Raw genomic sequence first — 17,294 nt, forward strand, 5'->3', positions numbered from 1 at the left:
GGGAATCACCTGTAGCTAAATCTATGCATGGATTGGCGCGGTCTGTCATGGATATTGCTCCAAAACAGCATCAATTTTTTCGGGAGTTAATTTCTCGTGATAATCTTTATCGACCTGCATCATAGGAGCGTTAACACAGGCGCCTAAGCACTCCACCGAACGTAACGTAAATCGGCCATCTTTAGTCGTTTGACCTAACTTAACGTCAAGCTTATTCTCGAGATGTGTCACAACCTCATCTGAATCACAGAGTTTGCACGAAATATTGGTGCATACATTGATCTGATGACGACCAACCGGCTTTTGCTCATACATAGTATAAAACGTTGCTACTTCATACACGGCAATCGCTGGCATATCCAGATATTCTGCTACCGCATCCATTAATTCTTGAGTTAAAAAGCCGTGTTCTTCTTGAACGATGCGCAGTGCGCTCATCACAGCAGACTGTTTTTCTTGATCTGGATACTTAGCAATCCAATGATCAATCTCCTGCACTCGCGCTTTACTGATATACTGATGAAGTAATTTTGCTGAACTCTCAGTCATAATCGGTTACCTATTTTGTTTGTCTGGGTTATGCCTTTACCGGTCAATTTCTCCAAACACAATATCTTGACTAGCCAGAATTGCCACTCCATCTGCCAGCATATGACCCTTTGTCATTTCATCGTAGCTGGAGAGGTGTGCAAAGCCAGGAGCTCTGATTTTCATACGATAAGGTTTATTCGCCCCATCAGAAATCATGTAAATCCCAAATTCACCTTTTGGAGCCTCAACGGCACTATAAACTTCACCTCGGGGGAGACTAAACCCCTCGGTAAAGAGCTTAAAATGATGAATTAAAGCTTCCATATCGTGTTTCATCACCCGTCTGGGTGGCGGTGTAATTTTATTATCTTCAATCTTGATAGGGCCTGGGTTATTACGCAACCAGTCGATGCATTGGCGAATAATGCGATTCGATTGTCGCATTTCCTCAACACGGACTAAATATCGATCATAACAATCGCCTGTTTTGCCGACAGGAATATCAAAATCAACTTGATCATAGGCCGCATAGGGTTCCTTTTTACGCAGATCCCAAGCAATGCCTGATCCGCGCAACATTGGGCCGGTAAATCCCCATTGCAATGCATCTTCCGGCGAAACAACACCAATATCTACCGTACGTTGCTTCCAAATTCTATTATCGGTCAAGAGTGTCTCATACTCATCAACACAGCGAGGAAAACGCTCCGTAAATGCCCATAGAAAATCAAGAAGGCCCCCTTCTCGATCTTCATTCATCTTTTCAACTTCTCGCTCTGTATGCCAGCGTGATGGCTTGTATTGTGGCATACTTTCTGGCAAATCGCGCGCAACCCCTCCTGGACGGTAATAAGTTGCATGCATTCGTGCCCCCGATACCGCTTCATAACAATCAAAGAGCGCTTCTCGTTCTCTAAAGCAATAGAGAAAAACGGTCATGGCGCCGATGTCAAGAGCGATGGCGCCCAACCATAGCAAGTGATTTAAAATCCGCGTCACTTCATCAAACATAGTACGAATGTATTGCGCACGGATAGGAGCTTCCACTCCCAGTAGCTTTTCAAGTGCACGCACATAGGCATGTTCATTGCACATCATTGATACATAATCTAAGCGATCCATGTATCCAATACTTTGAATATATGGTTTTGTCTCAGCTAATTTCTCTGTCGCACGATGCAGTAAACCAATATGCGGATCGGCGCGTACGATCGTTTCGCCTTCCAACTCCATCACCAACCGTAAAACACCATGCGCTGCAGGGTGCTGGGGACCAAAATTAAGAGTATAGTTTTGTAACTCAATCATTGTTCACCCCTGGAGTCTTCGGATATATAGCGGTTATCTTGTCGAATTACTTTTGGAACCAGCGTACGCGGCTCAATATCTACCGGCTCATAAATCACTTTTTGCAAGCTGGCATCATAGCGCATTTCAACATACCCACTCAGCGGAAAATCTTTTCTAAAAGGATGTCCAACAAATCCATAATCCGTGAGAATTCGTCGTAAATCTGGATGGCCGTCAAATAATATTCCAAAAAGATCATAAGCTTCGCGTTCAAACCAATTTGCGCCCTTCCACAAATCATGAGCAGATGGAACAATGGGGTTGCCTTCTTCAACATATACTTTAAGGCGCAAGCGATGGTTTAATTTGGTTGATAATAGATGATACACCACAGCAAAACGAGGCTTATTCCAATGATAAGCGCGGGGTTCTTGGCGCTCGACTCCACGCGAAAAGCCGCTTTCGGTCGCATGCTCCGTTTCCCAATCATAAATACCGTATTTTAAATAGTCGACCGCACACAAATCGATGAGTTGATCGAATCGAAACGCATCGTAATCGCGTAAGCTTTTTAGCACATGTTTTAAACTGGCTACCTCACATTCAACAGTTACTTCGCCGTATGCAGCTTCGACGGATACAAAATAACCTTCCAGTTCGGAATGTAAGCGTTCTGATAAATGTACATTATTTGTCATCTGATCTTACCTTGGTATTTTCAGAGCTGTTGGCCCAGCTTTGAATATGTACTGAGCATAACCGGATTGAACTATAGCATGCCCTGTCATTCAAATGTCAGGCTTCAATAATAGCCTTACGTTTAATTTTGTTTTGTAATTGAATTATTCCATATAGCAGCGCTTCGGCTGTGGGAGGGCATCCTGGAACATAGACGTCAACGGGAACGATGCGATCACAGCCACGTACCACTGAATAGGAATAATGATAATAGCCGCCGCCATTCGCGCAGGAACCCATCGAAATAACCCATCGTGGTTCTGGCATTTGATCATATACTCTACGAAGTGCTGGGGCCATTTTATTACAGAGCGTCCCGGCAACAATCATTACATCTGATTGGCGTGGGCTAGGTCGAAAAATAACGCCAAATCGATCCAAATCATAACGAGCAGCACCCACATGCATCATCTCTACGGCACAACAAGCCAATCCAAACGTCATGGGCCACATTGAACCGCTTTGAGCCCATCCAACTAACTTATCAACGGAAGTGGTTAAAAATCCTTGCTGTTGCAAAGATTGTTCTGGTTTTACTCCCATTCCAATGCTCCTCGTTTCCACTCGTAAATAAATCCTATGACCAGTAAGCCTAAAAAGATCATCATCGCCGTAAAGCCAAACCAGCCGATTTTACGAAGTGCTAACGCCCAGGGAAAGAAAAATGCGGTTTCTAAGTCAAAAATAATAAATAGAAGAGCGACCAAATAGAAACGAACATCGAAGGGAATACGGGAGGTTTCAAACGCTTCAAATCCACACTCATAAGGGGCGTTTTTGGCTGGGTCAGGCTTGTGCTTTGACAGTAGTGACCCTGCTCCAAGCATGACTAGGCCAAGCGCTAAACCAATTATTATAAAGACGAGAATAGGTAAATATTCTGATAGCGTCATATCTTATTTGCTCATAGTATGGTGCCGAAGGCCGGACTCGAACCGGCACGGCTTTCGCCACCGCCCCCTCAAGACGGCGTGTCTACCAATTCCACCACTTCGGCATAAATCTTAAATTTTATTATTCACCATCAACCGGAACCGGGATTTTGCTCTCTGGTGCAGTTGTTTGCTGAGGTAACAGTTGTTGCTCGGCTTTCTTATATTCTGACGCTACCATAGAAGACAGTGATAAACTTGTAACAAAGAATGTTAAAGCTAAGAACCCCGTCAACTTAAACAGGAAGCTGCCAGTACCTTGGCTTCCAAATACGGTATTTGAGGCACCGGAACCGAAGGCTGCGCCAATATCAGCGCCTTTTCCATGCTGAATCAACACCAATCCTATTATGGCAATGGCTACCATCACATGAATGAGTAATACTAATTGATACATTTCACAATTTCCACAAACTGCTGTGCATTTAATGACGCACCACCGACTAACCCGCCATCCACATCTGGCATTTCGAAAAGAGATTGTGCATTTTTGTCGTTAACACTTCCACCATATAGAATAGGGAGTGTTTGTGCGACATCAGCATCAATTTTCGCCACCGCTGCACGAATAAACCTATGGGCGTTCTGTGCTTGTTCTGGTGTGGCGGTTTGACCGGTGCCAATTGCCCATACGGGCTCATAAGCTACAATACATTGACGAAACGATTGGTCACCCTGCGCCACAACTGCATGCAGTTGACGCAAAAGCACCTGTTCCGTTACTCCAGTTTCGCGCTCTTGTAAGGTCTCCCCTACGCAAAGAACCGGTATCATACCATGTTCTTTTACGTGGTGGAATTTTTCTGCAACAAATTTTTCATCTTCTTTAAAAATGTGTCGCCGCTCAGAGTGACCGACCAACACATACCGACAATTATAGTCGCATAGCATCGGACCGGATAATTCCCCGGTAAGTGCTCCCTGATCTGCGGGGTAAACGTTTTGTGCACCGTATTTTATTACGCTATCTGCTAACAATTCACTCACTAGCGGTAAGTAGATGGCGGGGGGAAAGACTGCGCATGTTTGTTGTATTGTTACAGGAAGATTCATTTGAATGCGTTGCAATAAGGCTGTAATTTCTTTGCGATCACCATTCATTTTCCAGTTACCCATTACCAGTTTTTTTCTCATCAGCTGTTCCTTATTGCGGACACTTATCTTGCTTCGCGGCTATCCATTCAAAATGTGAATTTTCCCTGTTCAATGCTCATGATTTCTTGACCTAATTGCTCTGCCTGTTTTTGGACAATATCCTGCTCAAGCCCCTCGACCATAACCCGTAACACAGGCTCCGTTCCAGACGGTCGCAAAAGCACTCGGCCTTCGCCATGCAACGCATTATTTAACGCTTCAACGCATGACAATACGTTAGGATCAGAAGCTAATTTCACAGCATTTGATGTTTTTAAATTGATTAAACTTTGAGGCAACAAGGTCACGCCAACACAAAGAGAATCCAACGCTTGCTCTTGTTTAATCATCATGGTCAATACCTGTAACGCTGCGATAATTCCATCTCCAGTGGTCGTTTTATCTAGACAAACAATGTGTCCTGAAGATTCTCCCCCGATTTTCCAATCCTGTTCTTTGAGCGCTTCCAGGACATATCGGTCACCAACCTGAGTTCGGATAAATGGAATGCTGAGATCGCCCAATGCTTTTTCCAAACCATAATTTGACATTAAGGTTCCAACAACACCTCCGTGCAATAAGCCTTTTTGCAGGCGATCTTTAGCGATTAAATAAAGAATTTGGTCGCCCGTAACCAACTGACCCTTAGCATCAACCATAAGCACACGATCGCCATCCCCGTCCAGGGCGACACCAACATCGGCACCCATTTCAATTACTTTTTTCTGTAACGTTTCAGGAGAAGTGGACCCACATCCTTGGTTAATATTAAACCCATCTGGTTTATCACCTATTGCAACAACATCAGCGCCCAGTTCACTAAACACATTGGGCGCAATGTGATAAGTCGCACCATTGGCACAATCCACAACCATTTTAAGACCCGAAAGTCGGGTCATAGAAGGAATCGTTGATTTGCAAAACTCAATATAACGGCCTGGAGCATCGTTCACCCGAACTGCTTTTCCAAAATTTTCTGAAGAGACTGTCTGAAGACCTTTTTCCATTTCAGCTTCGATTTCGAGTTCCAGGCTATCGGGTAATTTACTACCATCCGCTGAGAAAAACTTGATTCCATTATCCTGAAAGAGATTATGTGATGCGCTAATTACAATGCCGGCATTCGCACGAAGCGTTTGTGTCAAATAAGCAATCGCAGGCGTGGGCATAGGGCCTAGGAGACGAACATCTACTCCGGCAGCCGATAGTCCCGCCTCAAGTGCGGATTCCAGCATGTAACCAGAGACCCGGGTATCTTTACCAATGATCACCTTTTTCCTTTGACCATTAGCTAAAACCCGACCTACTGCCCAACCCAGCTTTAAAATAAATTCCGGATTAATATGGCTGGCTCCTACTTTCCCTCTAATGCCGTCTGTCCCAAAAAATTTTCGTTGGCTCATAGTTTCGTCTCATCTTCACAAAGCACATGCATTATTTCCAGTGCTTGTCTTGTTTCTTCAACATCATGGGTTCTGATTATAGCCATCCCTTGCAACGCTGCATATAACATCATTACAATTCCTCCGGTTATCCGTTCGTGCACCTCTTTTTGAAGCAAGACTCCAAGCGTGCTTTTTCTTGAAACGCCGAGAAGGAGAGGGCGATTGTGGCATTGAAATGCTTTAAATCGTTTAATCAACAATAGATTATGCTGCACAGTTTTACCAAAGCCAAAGCCTGGGTCAAGAATAAGTCGTTCTTTATTAATCCCGGCTTGTTCGCAAGCGATGATTCGTTCTTGAAAGAAACTATTTATTTCATCAATAACCGACTGCTTATAGTGGGGAGCTTTTTGCATAGTTTGCGGAGTGCCTTGCATGTGCATAATGCAAATAGGAACATTGAGCTTTGCCGCTGTTTCGATCGCTCCTTTGCTCCGTAAGGCATAAATATCGTTGATCATTGTAGCACCTCTACGAACTGCTTCGACCATGACTTCTGGTTTATAAGTATCTATCGAAATAGGAATATCAGTTTCACAGCGGAGCTGCTCGAGCACAGGAATTACTCGATCCAATTCTTCAGAAACAGAAATAACGCCGGCTCCTGGTCTCGATGACTCACCACCAATATCAATGATTTCCGCACCATCGCGAATTAACTGCAAGGCTTTTTGAACTGCAGTCTCTTTCTTTAAAAATTGGCCTCCGTCCGAAAAAGAATCAGGAGTTACATTGAGAATGCCCATTATTACGGGCTTTTTAAATGGTTTAGAGGCGTCAATATAATTATCAATCATAAACTGAGTATTCCAAATTACGAATTTGTTTTAGTTGATTGTAACCTGAGATCAATTTAAGCAATATGTTTATGGAAGGGATTGGATATATACCCGTGATCGTTCAAAATGCGAGTTTCTAGGCGCTTTATATTTTGTTCTGTCGCAGTTTAAAAAGCGAGTCATGTCTCTTTTCGCGTGCGAGTATTTTTAAAATGCCGCAGGCGAAAAAAAGCATAAATCATGCATTTTTGAACGTTCGAGGACATAAAAGCCTTGAGCTTTTATGTCGAACTCACATCGCTTGCTGGGCCTTCGCTTGGCTTTTCAGCTTTTATTTTTGGTTTTGCACGTTTATCGGAATGAGTGCCACCATCTCCATCTTTATCAGAAGTTTTTAACGCTTCCCAATCTTCTGGCGGTGAAGGGTTTTTCCCAGACATGATTTCTTCGATTTGTTTCACATCAATGGTTTCATACTTAATAAGTCCATCAGCCATTAAGTGAAGCTTGTCGATGTTGTCCGTAAGGATGGTTTTCGCTCGCTGGTAGTTACGATCAATGATGTTTCGTACTTCCTCATCAATTTGACGTGCCGTTTCATCAGAAATTTCTTTATTTTGATTAACAGAACGCCCTAAAAAGACTTCGCCTTCTTCTTGACCAAACGTTAAAGGACCTAGCCCAGAAAGTCCCCAGCTGGTTACCATTTTCCGTGCAATTTCTGTAGCGCGCATAATATCATTTGACGCACCTGTGGTTACACTATCATCACCAAAGATAATCTCTTCAGCGATACGACCGCCGAATAAGCTGGCTAGCTGGCTTTCTAATCTTCGCTTACTGTGGCTGTAGCGATCGATTTCTGGTAGGAACATCGTGACCCCCAGCGCACGACCGCGAGGGATAATGGTCACCTTATAGACGGGATCATGTTCTGGAACCATTAAGCCGACCAACGCATGCCCGGCCTCATGATAAGCGGTTAGCTTTTTCTCATTCTCATCCATGACCATGGAGCGTCGTTCCGCGCCCATCATAATCTTATCTTTTGCTTTCTCCAGTTCCACCATACCGACTTTGCGTTTATTTGCCCTGGCTGCAAATAACGCCGCTTCATTCACTAAGTTCGCCAGATCAGCGCCTGAAAATCCTGGAGTTCCGCGTGCAATTGGTAACACTTCAACCGAGCTTTCAATTGGAACTTTACTGAGATGTACTTTAAGAATTTGCTCTCGACCTCGAATATCTGGCAGCGGAACCACAACTTGTCGGTCAAATCGACCCGGTCTAAGCAATGCAGGATCCAATACGTCTGGTCGGTTCGTCGCAGCAATCACAATAACGCCTTCATTGCCTTCAAATCCATCCATTTCCACCAGAAGCTGGTTCAAGGTTTGTTCACGTTCATCATGCCCACCGCCAAGGCCTGCTCCGCGATGACGCCCAACCGCATCGATCTCATCAATGAAAATAATACAGGGGGCTTGTTTTTTAGCTTGCTCAAACATGTCGCGAACCCTTGAGGCACCGACACCCACAAACATCTCAACGAAATCTGAGCCGGATATGGTAAAAAAGGGTACTTTAGCTTCCCCAGCTACAGCGCGAGCCAATAGTGTTTTACCGGTCCCGGGAGAGCCAACCAATAGCACTCCGCGTGGAATGCGCCCGCCTAGTTTTTGGAATTTACTCGGGTCTCGTAGAAAATCCACAAGCTCTTTGACTTCTTCTTTTGCTTCTTCAACCCCGGCAACATCCGCGAAGGTGACTTTGACTTGATCTTCACCAAGCAAACGAGCACGCGATCGCCCAAAGGACATCGCACCACGACCGCCGCCACCTTGCATTTGACGCATGAAAAAAATCCAGACTCCGATTAAAAGAAGCATGGGGAACCAGTTGATAAATAAATGCAGAAGGAAACTTTCTTGTTGTTTTTCCTGACCTGTAACTTCTACTTTATTTTTTAATAACTCGCCCAGTAACGCACTATCCTGAATAGGCATATAGGTTACAAAGCGTTGATTATTTTTTGTTGTGCCCTTAATCACTTTATTATCTTCAATCGTGACCGAGCTAATCATGCCTTGATCAATTTCTTTGAGAAATTGACTATACGCAATTTTTTCCGTCGTGGCATGACGGGGGCCAAAATTACTGAACACCGAAACCAAAACAATGGCGATGATCAGCCACAAAAATAAATTTTTTACCATGTCGTTCAAAGCATTAACCTCTTTTTAAGGACGAATTATACGACGCGCGAACATCTAAGTTACTATACATTATAGTCCTTAGCCAGCAAATAAGTTTCACGCGATCGTGAACGAGAAGCTTGTGGCTTTCGGACCGCAACACGTTTAAATTTTGCTTTTGTCTGCCTTAACAATTCTTCAAATCCACTGCCGTGGAATATTTTTATAAGCATTGACCCACCAGGTTTTAACATTTTATCGCTAAAGTCAAATGCAAGTTCTGCAAGATACATAGCTCGCGGAATATCAATTGCGACCGAGCCGCTCATATTAGGAGCCATATCCGATAAAACCAGATCAACGCCTCGTTTTGGAATGAGCTCTAACAATTGATTCAAAACCGACTCCTCACGAAAGTCTCCTGTAAGTTGAACCACGCCAGGAAGTGCGTCCATCGGTAAGAGATCTAAAGCGATTACTTTGCCTGAGTGATTAAGTTTGTCAACCGCATACTGTGACCAACCACCGGGCGCCGCGCCTAAATCGACAATGGTCATTCCGGGCTTGATTAAATCTTCTTTTTCATCTATCTCTTTTAACTTATAGACCGCGCGGCTACGATAACCTTCAAACTGAGCTTTTTTCACATAAAGATCGTCAAAATGTTCTTGCAGCCAACGTTTGCTGCTCTTTGAGCGGGACATAAATAAGCGCTTTTATGATTAAGTAAGTTAATGATACTGAAATATGCTATCTTTTCCCAGCAATACGTGCAATAATTTATCATTTTTTAGCCAAAAACATTAAAATAGTAGCATTTTTTTAGGATTTTTATGGATACATCATTCAAACAATCATTAAAATCAAGAGCGCATCATTTAAAACCGGTTGTTATGATAGGCGCCAAAGGATTAACCGAAGCCGTCACTGAAGAAACCAATAAAGCCCTTCTTGCTCACGAGCTTATAAAAGTTAAAATTAGTGGCGCAGAAAAAGAAGACCGGTTAACTATTGCAGAGCAGATGGCGAATCAATTGAATGCAGAACTGATCCAATTGATAGGCAACACCGCAATCCTTTATCGCAAAAATGAAGAGTAATCTTAGAGACATTCATTATCGTAGAAACGATGTTCCCCTGGAGCAAGGCCATTTAAATCCCAGCGATCAATGCGGTGTCGAATCAATCGCAGCGTTGGAAAACCAATGGCCGCTGTCATCTTTCGAATCTGATGATTTTTACCTTCTTCTAAAATAATCTCAAGCCAACTTGTGGGTATCGATTGGCGAAATCGAATGGGAGGATGCCGTGGCCAAATCTTAGGCGCATCAATCCTTGTTACTCTGGCTGGTAAATATTGTATCCCCCTAATATTTATACCTCGTCGCAATGGATCTAGTTGCACATCATCCGGAATACCTTCTACTTGAACCCAATAGTATTTTTTTTTATTAAAATTAGGATGACTTAATCGATGCTGTAGAGCGCCATCATTTGTTAATAAAAGCAATCCCTCGCTATTTTTATCTAATCGCCCCGCGGCATAAAAGCCTGGCAACTGGATAAAATCAGCAAGCGTATTTTCGCCCGGACTCCCAGTAAATTGGCATAGGACACCATAGGGCTTGTTAAACAACAACAGTTGACTCATTTTGAATACGTCACCATTTTTTAAACGTTAAATTCTCGCCAGTGTGTAAGGTTACAATAATACCAATCCGTTAAAAAATCTCACAACACGACCGCGAGCTCAGAGTGTCGAGGCATTTAATGGATTGTCCATCATGCTGAATGCGATGCTCAAGTCTAAATAGCTCTGCTGTATTTGCTCGACTTAGTTTATCAAGCTTGCGCACGATGAATGTTACACGCGGCCAAGCAGCCGACAGTATACCCGCCGAACCACTTATCTCAAAGACGCCAAAATCGAAACCAAGACCACTCGAATCATCCAATGGGAAATAAGAAACACCATGTTCATATTGGAATTTTAATGAACGATAAAGCGGTTTTTTTTCTTCGACAACAAAATTAAGACCTTGACAGAGGGCTTGCGCATAACTTGTCGGTAGAAAGCGCTGAATATAACCAATAACTTGGGGCAGGAATAAAGCCTTTTGATTCGACGACCAATAGTCAAATTGCGCGTCGTAGACTTTAAGTGCCTCAATTAAGTGCAATGGATTAAAAAACGTTTCTTTCATTGCTAAATCTGTAAAAGTTGCTCTAAACCCCTTCAAAGCATGACAAATGGTTGTGTCATTATCCGCCTTGTAAATAGCTGCCGTAATATCAGCAATTGAACTATTAGTAATGACTTGAACCAGGGTATTAAAATCATAGGGTTCTTGTTTAGGCAGACCTTGTGGAAATAATGCTTTAAACTGTCTTGCCTTTTCTTCCTGTCCATTCGGCAGTGTATCAAAATAAGGTTCTATCTTTTTCCATAACGTCACATCGTGACAAAGCAAAGCGACCTGAAAGGGCATGAAACCTGTGTAGGAGCGACCAGAGTAATCGGTGGCTTGAGAAGGAATAAGTAGTAAACGAGGGTTGGCATCAATCATTTCAAGCGCTTCGGCTTCCTCACCTTTAACAACATGCGATATAAGTCTTTTAGCTGCAGGAGACTGACAATGAGAAAACATCGTCGTTGAGCTGTTAGAAAGAGCAGCTAAGGCTTTGCCCGAAAGGCATGGCGCTATATGCTTTTGAATCAGTTCAGTGGGTAATTGCTCTAGTAAAGATAATGAATCTCCACTTGCACCTTCGTTCATTTTTTCTTCACCTTTCTTCGGCATATCAATCTATCCTAACCGTTTAAACAAATGAGCTTATCATAAATATGTCAAAAAATTATACTATGAAAAGCTTAAAGAACGATTAAAAGGTTGGATTTAACAATTGATTAAATTTTAATCTTTGGATTGGCATTGAAGTAAATTAAGATAACTCGCTACCATAGAATGAAAATCCTATAATCTCGATCGTCAAAAGGAGGTTATATACCCGTAATCTTTCAAAATGCGTGATTTATGCTTTTTCTTTTTCGCCCTGCCGCATTTTAAAAAACTCGCAAGGGAATGAGCCATTACTCGCTTTTTAAAATGCGGCAGGACAAAAAATAAAGGCGCCTAAAAACACGCATTTTGAAAGATTACGGGTATAGAGTGTATCAGAGAGTTGAAGGATCGTTTAAATATGTATTTTGGCTGGAACAAGGCGAGAATGACATGTTTTGTAACTATGTTGCTTGCATGGCTTGCTACACGTACCGTTAATTTAAACCAATTGGCTTGTGTTGTATTCAGTGACGCCCTCCAAGCGTCAAGGTACCGTAGAATACAACGATTTTTTTCCGAATTTCCTTTGGATTACCATCAAATAGCAGGATTTATTTTTAAATTGTTTTTTGTGAGTGGCTGGTAGCCAGCGGATTATCTTATGGAAAAATAGCGATGATCCGGCAGGAAGTAATTTTTTTTAGCAACCAACCAGGATGAACAATGAAAAACAGCAATATTAGGTTTACATATTATCCAGTAAAAACTATGGAACCCTATATACCGGCATAACAAGTAACCTTGTGCAACGCATTTGGCAACACAAGGAAGGCTTGGCTGAAGGATTCACTAAAAAGTACAACGTTCATCATTTGGTTTATTATGAAATTCATTCTGATGTTTACGAAGCAATAACCAGAGAAAAACGCATCAAGAAGTGGAACCGACAATGAAAATAAACCTTATCGAGCAAAACAACCCCCAGTGGCTTGATTTGGGCATCGGATTATTTTGATGGATGGTTGCCCGCCTGCGCGGGCATGACAGGTTTTTTGTCATGTACAGCGCTGTAGTTCATCAAATTATGATTTTGTCGTGTGTTAAGTGTAAGCTCCTATTGAACTTATTTTGTTTAAAATTATAATTGTCCTGCTCATAACTCACAGGAACTTTAGATGCTCAAAAAACGAATAACAATATTGGCATTAACCGCCCCTTTATCACTTTTCGCAGGGACGGTGGGTTCTGAAATTCCTAGCAACTCATGGTTTGGTGAGGTTGGTACAAAGTATTCTTGGGCCGTAAAACCTGGTGGTGATTCAAATCCATCATACTGGAGTACGGCTAATGAGAAAAATAGTAACACGTTGAGCGATGGTGGGTTTTATTCCTTTGCTGTGGGTAAGCAAATCCATCGCTATTTTGACATTAGTCTAAATTACTTGAACAATGAAGCATACAATTATCTTGTGGATCAAAGCTATTCTTCAGCCACAGCCAGTACAAGCAATGCCAGGCATCGTTATTTTAACTTAAACAATCACGCCATATTATTAAATGCCTTTCTCCACCCTTCCGAGCGCTATTTTACCGTAACAAGTGTTAGTTTAACCCCTTTTATTGGTGCAGGAATTGGCTACGCTCGCAATAATCTTACTGATTCCTATGCGGCTAAAACACCAAGTTATAGAGATGCCACTACAAGCTCCACTAGCCCAGACTTGAACAAGAATGCATTTGCTTGGCAGGGATCTCTTGGTCTAAATGTTAATCCTGCCTTAGACCATTTAAGTTTCGATATCGGCTATCGTTACTTTGATGGAGGTAAGTTTGACGGGCCAAGTACGATGAGTGGTATTACTACAAGTTATCAAGACTCCTCTGCCTGGACAGGACGCTTGAAAGCCAATCAATTATTTGTGAATTTTAAATATACCGCTTAACCCGCTATAGTTATGCATTTAATTTTCTCAGAAAACCGCCTCTATACTTTGCAAGGTGTACTGCTATTGGGGGAACCTCTTTAGGGTTCTTCCCAATGTGATGTTCCCTCCCCCAATGTACCGCTGTTTCCTAATGAAGAATCATGTCATTTGGGAACTAGCACTAACTTGTCTCATCAAGTGGTTAATAAAGCAAAAATCATTTAATATATGAACCACTATTAAGTGACTTACTTAAAAAAGTGATTATGAATATTGAAATCAGATCAATCACTGAACATGACATAGAGCAATTTCGCCAGGCCGTTGGCTGTGTTGCTAGAGAAAAACTTTATTTAGCCTTCTTAGATTCTCCATCATTAGAAATGACCAAAGAGTTTGTTCTGACGAATATAAAAGAATCATGGCCACAAGTTGTAGCAATATCATATGAAAAAATTATTGGATGGTGTGATATTGTCGGCTCTAATCGGCATGCATGTAAACATCTAGGAACGTTGGGAATGGGAATCATCAATGAATTTCGAGGTCATGGCATAGGTCATCAACTGATTAAGAAAGCTCTAGAGTTAGCCAAAGAGAAAGGCTTAACCAGAATTGAATTATCTGTTAGAGAAGATAATAAAAGAGCAATACATCTTTATAAAAAATTTGGCTTTAACATCGAGGGCAAACACATCAATAGTCTTTTAGTTGATGGACAATACTTTAATCAAATTTCAATGGCATTACTTATATACCCGTGATCTTTCAAAATGCGTGTTTTTAGACCCCTTTTGAAAGATCACGGGTATAGATTAATTAACATCCGTACCGAGCTTGGTTTTTTGGGTATTAGCTAATGACAGTGCCTTGCTCCTGTTCTTTGATCTCGATGATAAATAGACAAAAAGCAGATAAAACCATAGCAAAGATTTAATGAACAAAAACATGAGGGTTTTAGGGTACGCATCTGAATATGCTAATACGATAAGGTTTTGAGTAACAATAGAAGTTACCAGCATTAATGTTTAGATAAATACAGACTAATAAGATCTTTGCTGGAATCACATTCAAGCTTCTCTTTTAGCTGAGCAATATATACCTCTACAGTCCTGTATGATATATCCATCTCACGGGCTATTTCCTTTGCTGACAGTCCCTTAGATAGATATTTTAGACAAATTGCTTGTTGCTCTGAAATACGAACAAAAGTATCATTTTTGAACTTGAAGAACACGAGATCTTTATCAGTGAGTCCTGTTGGCTTGTCTAGGATGAATTCATTCTGTTTCAGATAATCTAAGACCACATCAATAAGCCTCTCGACATCTCCATCATCTGAGGACAAAACAACATTACTTATTTCATTATAATAGTCGTTGCGATCATGATGCAGCGTCTTAAGGACTTCTTCGTAATTTTGATCACTAATAAGCGGTTCATGTCGACTGCCACATCGCCTGATTTGTGTCTCAAGAGCCGTTTTTAAAAATACAACACAAGCACTCTTTAAGCACTCCCGTATCTTTGGAGTTTTTCCAATGTGACAATCTAGCCCGACTACAACTCCACTCCGTTTTGATAATGAATCGAATATTATTTCTTGTGAACGCTCGTAATGCTCAAGTCCGGCTTGCCCTAGTATTTCCCCGAGGGTAAGACCTATTCTGTGCTCAAGTCCCATATCAGCATCAACGAATTGATAGCCAAGTCTATCAGCCAAATGCTTAGCAAAATAAGCTTTGCCTACTGCAGGATGTCCTATGACAAATATGCGCTTTAATTTTTTCATCTACTTTACTCCAAATATTTTGTCCAATATAAACAGTTTAACTGTCAAAATGATTAAATAATATACGTATAAATACTGATAATCGACCTTTAGGTCGCTGTCGCGAAACAGTTTATTTAGATATAAAGTAACTGTTCTCTCCTTGCCGACTTCCTGTGGCTTGACCCAGGATCCAGTGATGTAGAAAAAGTCTTGGATTCCGCAGTCAAGCCGCGGGAAGTCGGCCGGGAAAGAGCAGTTACTGATTTTTAATGAAGAAAACTAAAGGTACTTATTCACCTAGGCGTTTTTTTACTGTGCCCTATTTTGCGGCAAGACCTTTTTCCACACTTCACCATACGAAAATAGAGGAATTCAGGAGATTTCTCTAATACGCTCGCATTCCTAAAATGGCCTAAAAAATTAATTTTTATTTCCCGACACCGACCAAAAAGGTCCGTGTCGAGAAATAGCGTTTTACATAGAAGAAAGTTGTAGTCAACTATTTTCTTTGAGCTGTTTTGATGGTTTTATTTTGATCTTTTGTGCTACTATTTATCCAAATAGATTTGGAGCACAGCGATGCCAAGTCAAGCCGATGAATTTTTGTATAAAGATGCCGTGAAATGGATTCATGAGCATCCTGAAGACAAACGCATTTCAGGAAGTATAAAACGAGATTTTTTGCACTTTAATGAATTACCACCAAAGAATAAAGTCGAGCTGATAACTGCCTTACATACAGCATTAAAAACCACTGGTTTATCTGAAGAGATTAAACAATCGTTGCCTTATCTGATATTTGATTTGGATGCGCTACCTGATGACATGCTTTTGGAAATTAAAGATAATTTAAATGAATCAGATATAAGAAGCCTAGGAAGTGTTTCAAAGAGAATGCATACACTTTTCCAACTACCAAAACGGTTGTTGGATAAATTCCTGCAACGTGTGGCCTATGGAGAGCAGGATAAAGTAAAGCTGTTATTTACAGATGTATATCGAGATAATGAGGGAAAGATACAACAAGCCCTCCTGCATCAAGGAAGATTTGCCGATTATTCTGGTCGAACCTTCAATTGTTCTGCTTATGAATACGCCTATTGGGCGAAAGATACCCACATGTGTCGCATGCTAGAGCGTTATATGGATGATGCGACCAAAGCAGAGATGTTAGTTCGTGTTACAGAAATAGAACACACAGGACTTTCGTATACCCAACACGGTGTTGCCTATTGCACGCATCATTTTGATTTTGCGCCATTGATACAAGCCCTTCAATTTTACGTTGATAACTATGATGCATGGTATGCTGCAAGTAACTGGGCTGCAATGGAAGCTGCTTGGATGGAGGTAGGCAAAGCGCAGCGCGATGTGCCTGCTCATGTGGCTCAAGAATATTGTAGACCGGACCATGCATTTTATCCCTGCCCACTTTTTAATGAACCGGCATTACCACGAATTTTAACTTTTGATCACTGGACTACTTTGCGGTGCGAATCCTGGTTTCCTTTAACATCTGCTAATTCTGGTCTCGGTTTTGATTTTGCATTGGCTCGGGGTTGGCACCTGATGCCGCGCGCCGCGCGGCGGGTCATTACCTCGCGGGTTGATTTGGCGGCCGTTAGCCGCCTAGATGAAGTGAGAGCCATCGAGCTCACGCAGTCGCGTGAACATTTAAACCCACCGCCAATGGCGCAGAGCATGAGCGTTTGATTGCAGCCCGGTCGAGTAGAGTCGCGGCGATGCTCTTCACCGCACTATCTCGACA

At 41.9% G+C, this 17,294-nt stretch carries 18 protein-coding genes, 1 tRNA gene and 1 pseudogene; 5 read left to right on the plus strand and 15 right to left on the minus strand.

Features of this window, described 5'->3' with window-relative positions:
• Nucleotides 1–45: 45 nt before the first annotated feature.
• The 12 genes from nuoE to rlmE form a co-directional block, all read right to left on the minus strand.
• Nucleotides 46–549 (minus strand): NADH-quinone oxidoreductase subunit NuoE, encoded by a 504-nt coding sequence (gene nuoE, locus E1O47_RS07000; protein WP_133130551.1) that lies wholly within the window; start codon nucleotides 547–549, stop codon nucleotides 46–48.
• 36 nt (nucleotides 550–585) lie between these two features.
• The gene (locus E1O47_RS07005; protein ID WP_133130552.1) at nucleotides 586–1,839 is read right to left on the minus strand and encodes an NADH-quinone oxidoreductase subunit D; all 1,254 of its coding nucleotides are present in this window, start codon (nucleotides 1,837–1,839) and stop codon (nucleotides 586–588) included.
• Nucleotides 1,836–2,519: an NADH-quinone oxidoreductase subunit C gene (locus E1O47_RS07010; RefSeq protein WP_133130553.1), complete on the minus strand. Its 684-nt coding sequence runs from the start codon at nucleotides 2,517–2,519 to the stop codon at nucleotides 1,836–1,838. The genes E1O47_RS07005 and E1O47_RS07010 overlap by 4 nt, the downstream gene beginning before the upstream one ends.
• Nucleotides 2,520–2,616: 97 nt before the next feature.
• Nucleotides 2,617–3,102 (minus strand): NuoB/complex I 20 kDa subunit family protein, encoded by a 486-nt coding sequence (locus E1O47_RS07015; protein WP_133130554.1) that lies wholly within the window; start codon nucleotides 3,100–3,102, stop codon nucleotides 2,617–2,619.
• Complete coding sequence (locus tag E1O47_RS07020; protein WP_133130555.1) at nucleotides 3,093–3,452, minus strand: NADH-quinone oxidoreductase subunit A; 360 nt, start codon at nucleotides 3,450–3,452, stop codon at nucleotides 3,093–3,095. Before E1O47_RS07020 ends, E1O47_RS07015 begins: the two co-directional genes overlap by 10 nt.
• Before the next feature lie 19 nt (nucleotides 3,453–3,471).
• Nucleotides 3,472–3,556: transfer RNA gene (locus tag E1O47_RS07025), tRNA-Leu, on the minus strand.
• A gap of 17 nt (nucleotides 3,557–3,573) precedes the next feature.
• Nucleotides 3,574–3,888 (minus strand): preprotein translocase subunit SecG, encoded by a 315-nt coding sequence (secG, locus tag E1O47_RS07030; protein WP_133130556.1) that lies wholly within the window; start codon nucleotides 3,886–3,888, stop codon nucleotides 3,574–3,576.
• The gene (gene tpiA, locus E1O47_RS07035; protein ID WP_133130557.1) at nucleotides 3,876–4,625 is read right to left on the minus strand and encodes a triose-phosphate isomerase; all 750 of its coding nucleotides are present in this window, start codon (nucleotides 4,623–4,625) and stop codon (nucleotides 3,876–3,878) included. Before tpiA ends, secG begins: the two co-directional genes overlap by 13 nt.
• 47 nt (nucleotides 4,626–4,672) lie before the next feature.
• A complete protein-coding gene (glmM, locus tag E1O47_RS07040; RefSeq protein ID WP_133130558.1) occupies nucleotides 4,673–6,028 on the minus strand; it encodes a phosphoglucosamine mutase in 1,356 nt (451 codons plus the stop codon).
• Complete coding sequence (folP, locus tag E1O47_RS07045; RefSeq protein ID WP_242602047.1) at nucleotides 6,025–6,867, minus strand: dihydropteroate synthase; 843 nt, start codon at nucleotides 6,865–6,867, stop codon at nucleotides 6,025–6,027. The genes glmM and folP overlap by 4 nt, the downstream gene beginning before the upstream one ends.
• Nucleotides 6,868–7,130: 263 nt before the next feature.
• Nucleotides 7,131–9,065 (minus strand): ATP-dependent zinc metalloprotease FtsH, encoded by a 1,935-nt coding sequence (ftsH, locus tag E1O47_RS07050; protein ID WP_165475063.1) that lies wholly within the window; start codon nucleotides 9,063–9,065, stop codon nucleotides 7,131–7,133.
• 62 nt (nucleotides 9,066–9,127) lie between these two features.
• On the minus strand, nucleotides 9,128–9,748 hold the full coding sequence (gene rlmE / locus E1O47_RS07055) for a 23S rRNA (uridine(2552)-2'-O)-methyltransferase RlmE (protein ID WP_133130560.1): 621 nt from the start codon (nucleotides 9,746–9,748) through the stop codon (nucleotides 9,128–9,130).
• Between the two features lie 129 nt (nucleotides 9,749–9,877).
• On the opposite strand from rlmE, the gene yhbY reads away from it, so the two are divergent.
• On the plus strand, nucleotides 9,878–10,144 hold the full coding sequence (gene yhbY / locus E1O47_RS07060) for a ribosome assembly RNA-binding protein YhbY (RefSeq protein ID WP_133130561.1): 267 nt from the start codon (nucleotides 9,878–9,880) through the stop codon (nucleotides 10,142–10,144).
• A 2-nt stretch (nucleotides 10,145–10,146) separates the two neighbouring features.
• Here yhbY and E1O47_RS07065 read toward each other — a convergent pair whose 3' ends face one another.
• Entirely contained in the window at nucleotides 10,147–10,695 is a 549-nt protein-coding gene (locus E1O47_RS07065; protein ID WP_133130562.1) for a pseudouridine synthase, read from the minus strand.
• A gap of 70 nt (nucleotides 10,696–10,765) precedes the next feature.
• Entirely contained in the window at nucleotides 10,766–11,845 is a 1,080-nt protein-coding gene (locus E1O47_RS07070; RefSeq protein ID WP_133130563.1) for a hypothetical protein, read from the minus strand.
• A 731-nt stretch (nucleotides 11,846–12,576) separates the two neighbouring features.
• On the opposite strand from E1O47_RS07070, the pseudogene E1O47_RS07075 reads away from it, so the two are divergent.
• The 3 genes and pseudogenes from E1O47_RS07075 (at nucleotide 12,577) to E1O47_RS07085 (ending at nucleotide 14,516) form a co-directional block, all read left to right on the plus strand.
• Nucleotides 12,577–12,842: pseudogene (locus E1O47_RS07075) on the plus strand (GIY-YIG nuclease family protein).
• Between the two features lie 160 nt (nucleotides 12,843–13,002).
• Nucleotides 13,003–13,770 (plus strand): outer membrane protein, encoded by a 768-nt coding sequence (locus E1O47_RS07080; protein ID WP_133130564.1) that lies wholly within the window; start codon nucleotides 13,003–13,005, stop codon nucleotides 13,768–13,770.
• Between the two features lie 248 nt (nucleotides 13,771–14,018).
• Nucleotides 14,019–14,516 carry a GNAT family N-acetyltransferase gene (locus tag E1O47_RS07085; RefSeq protein WP_133130565.1) on the plus strand — a complete coding sequence of 166 codons (498 nt, stop codon included), beginning with the start codon at nucleotides 14,019–14,021 and terminating at the stop codon, nucleotides 14,514–14,516.
• A 257-nt stretch (nucleotides 14,517–14,773) separates the two neighbouring features.
• Here E1O47_RS07085 and E1O47_RS07090 read toward each other — a convergent pair whose 3' ends face one another.
• Nucleotides 14,774–15,544 carry a shikimate kinase gene (locus E1O47_RS07090; RefSeq protein ID WP_133130566.1) on the minus strand — a complete coding sequence of 257 codons (771 nt, stop codon included), beginning with the start codon at nucleotides 15,542–15,544 and terminating at the stop codon, nucleotides 14,774–14,776.
• Between the two features lie 561 nt (nucleotides 15,545–16,105).
• Here E1O47_RS07090 and E1O47_RS07095 point away from each other — a divergent pair.
• A complete protein-coding gene (locus E1O47_RS07095) occupies nucleotides 16,106–17,239 on the plus strand; it encodes an F-box protein (RefSeq protein WP_133130567.1) in 1,134 nt (377 codons plus the stop codon).
• Nucleotides 17,240–17,294 lie beyond the last annotated feature (55 nt).

The sequence above is a fragment of the Legionella yabuuchiae genome (genome assembly GCF_900640115.1).
Taxonomy (GTDB): domain Bacteria; phylum Pseudomonadota; class Gammaproteobacteria; order Legionellales; family Legionellaceae; genus Legionella_A; species Legionella_A yabuuchiae.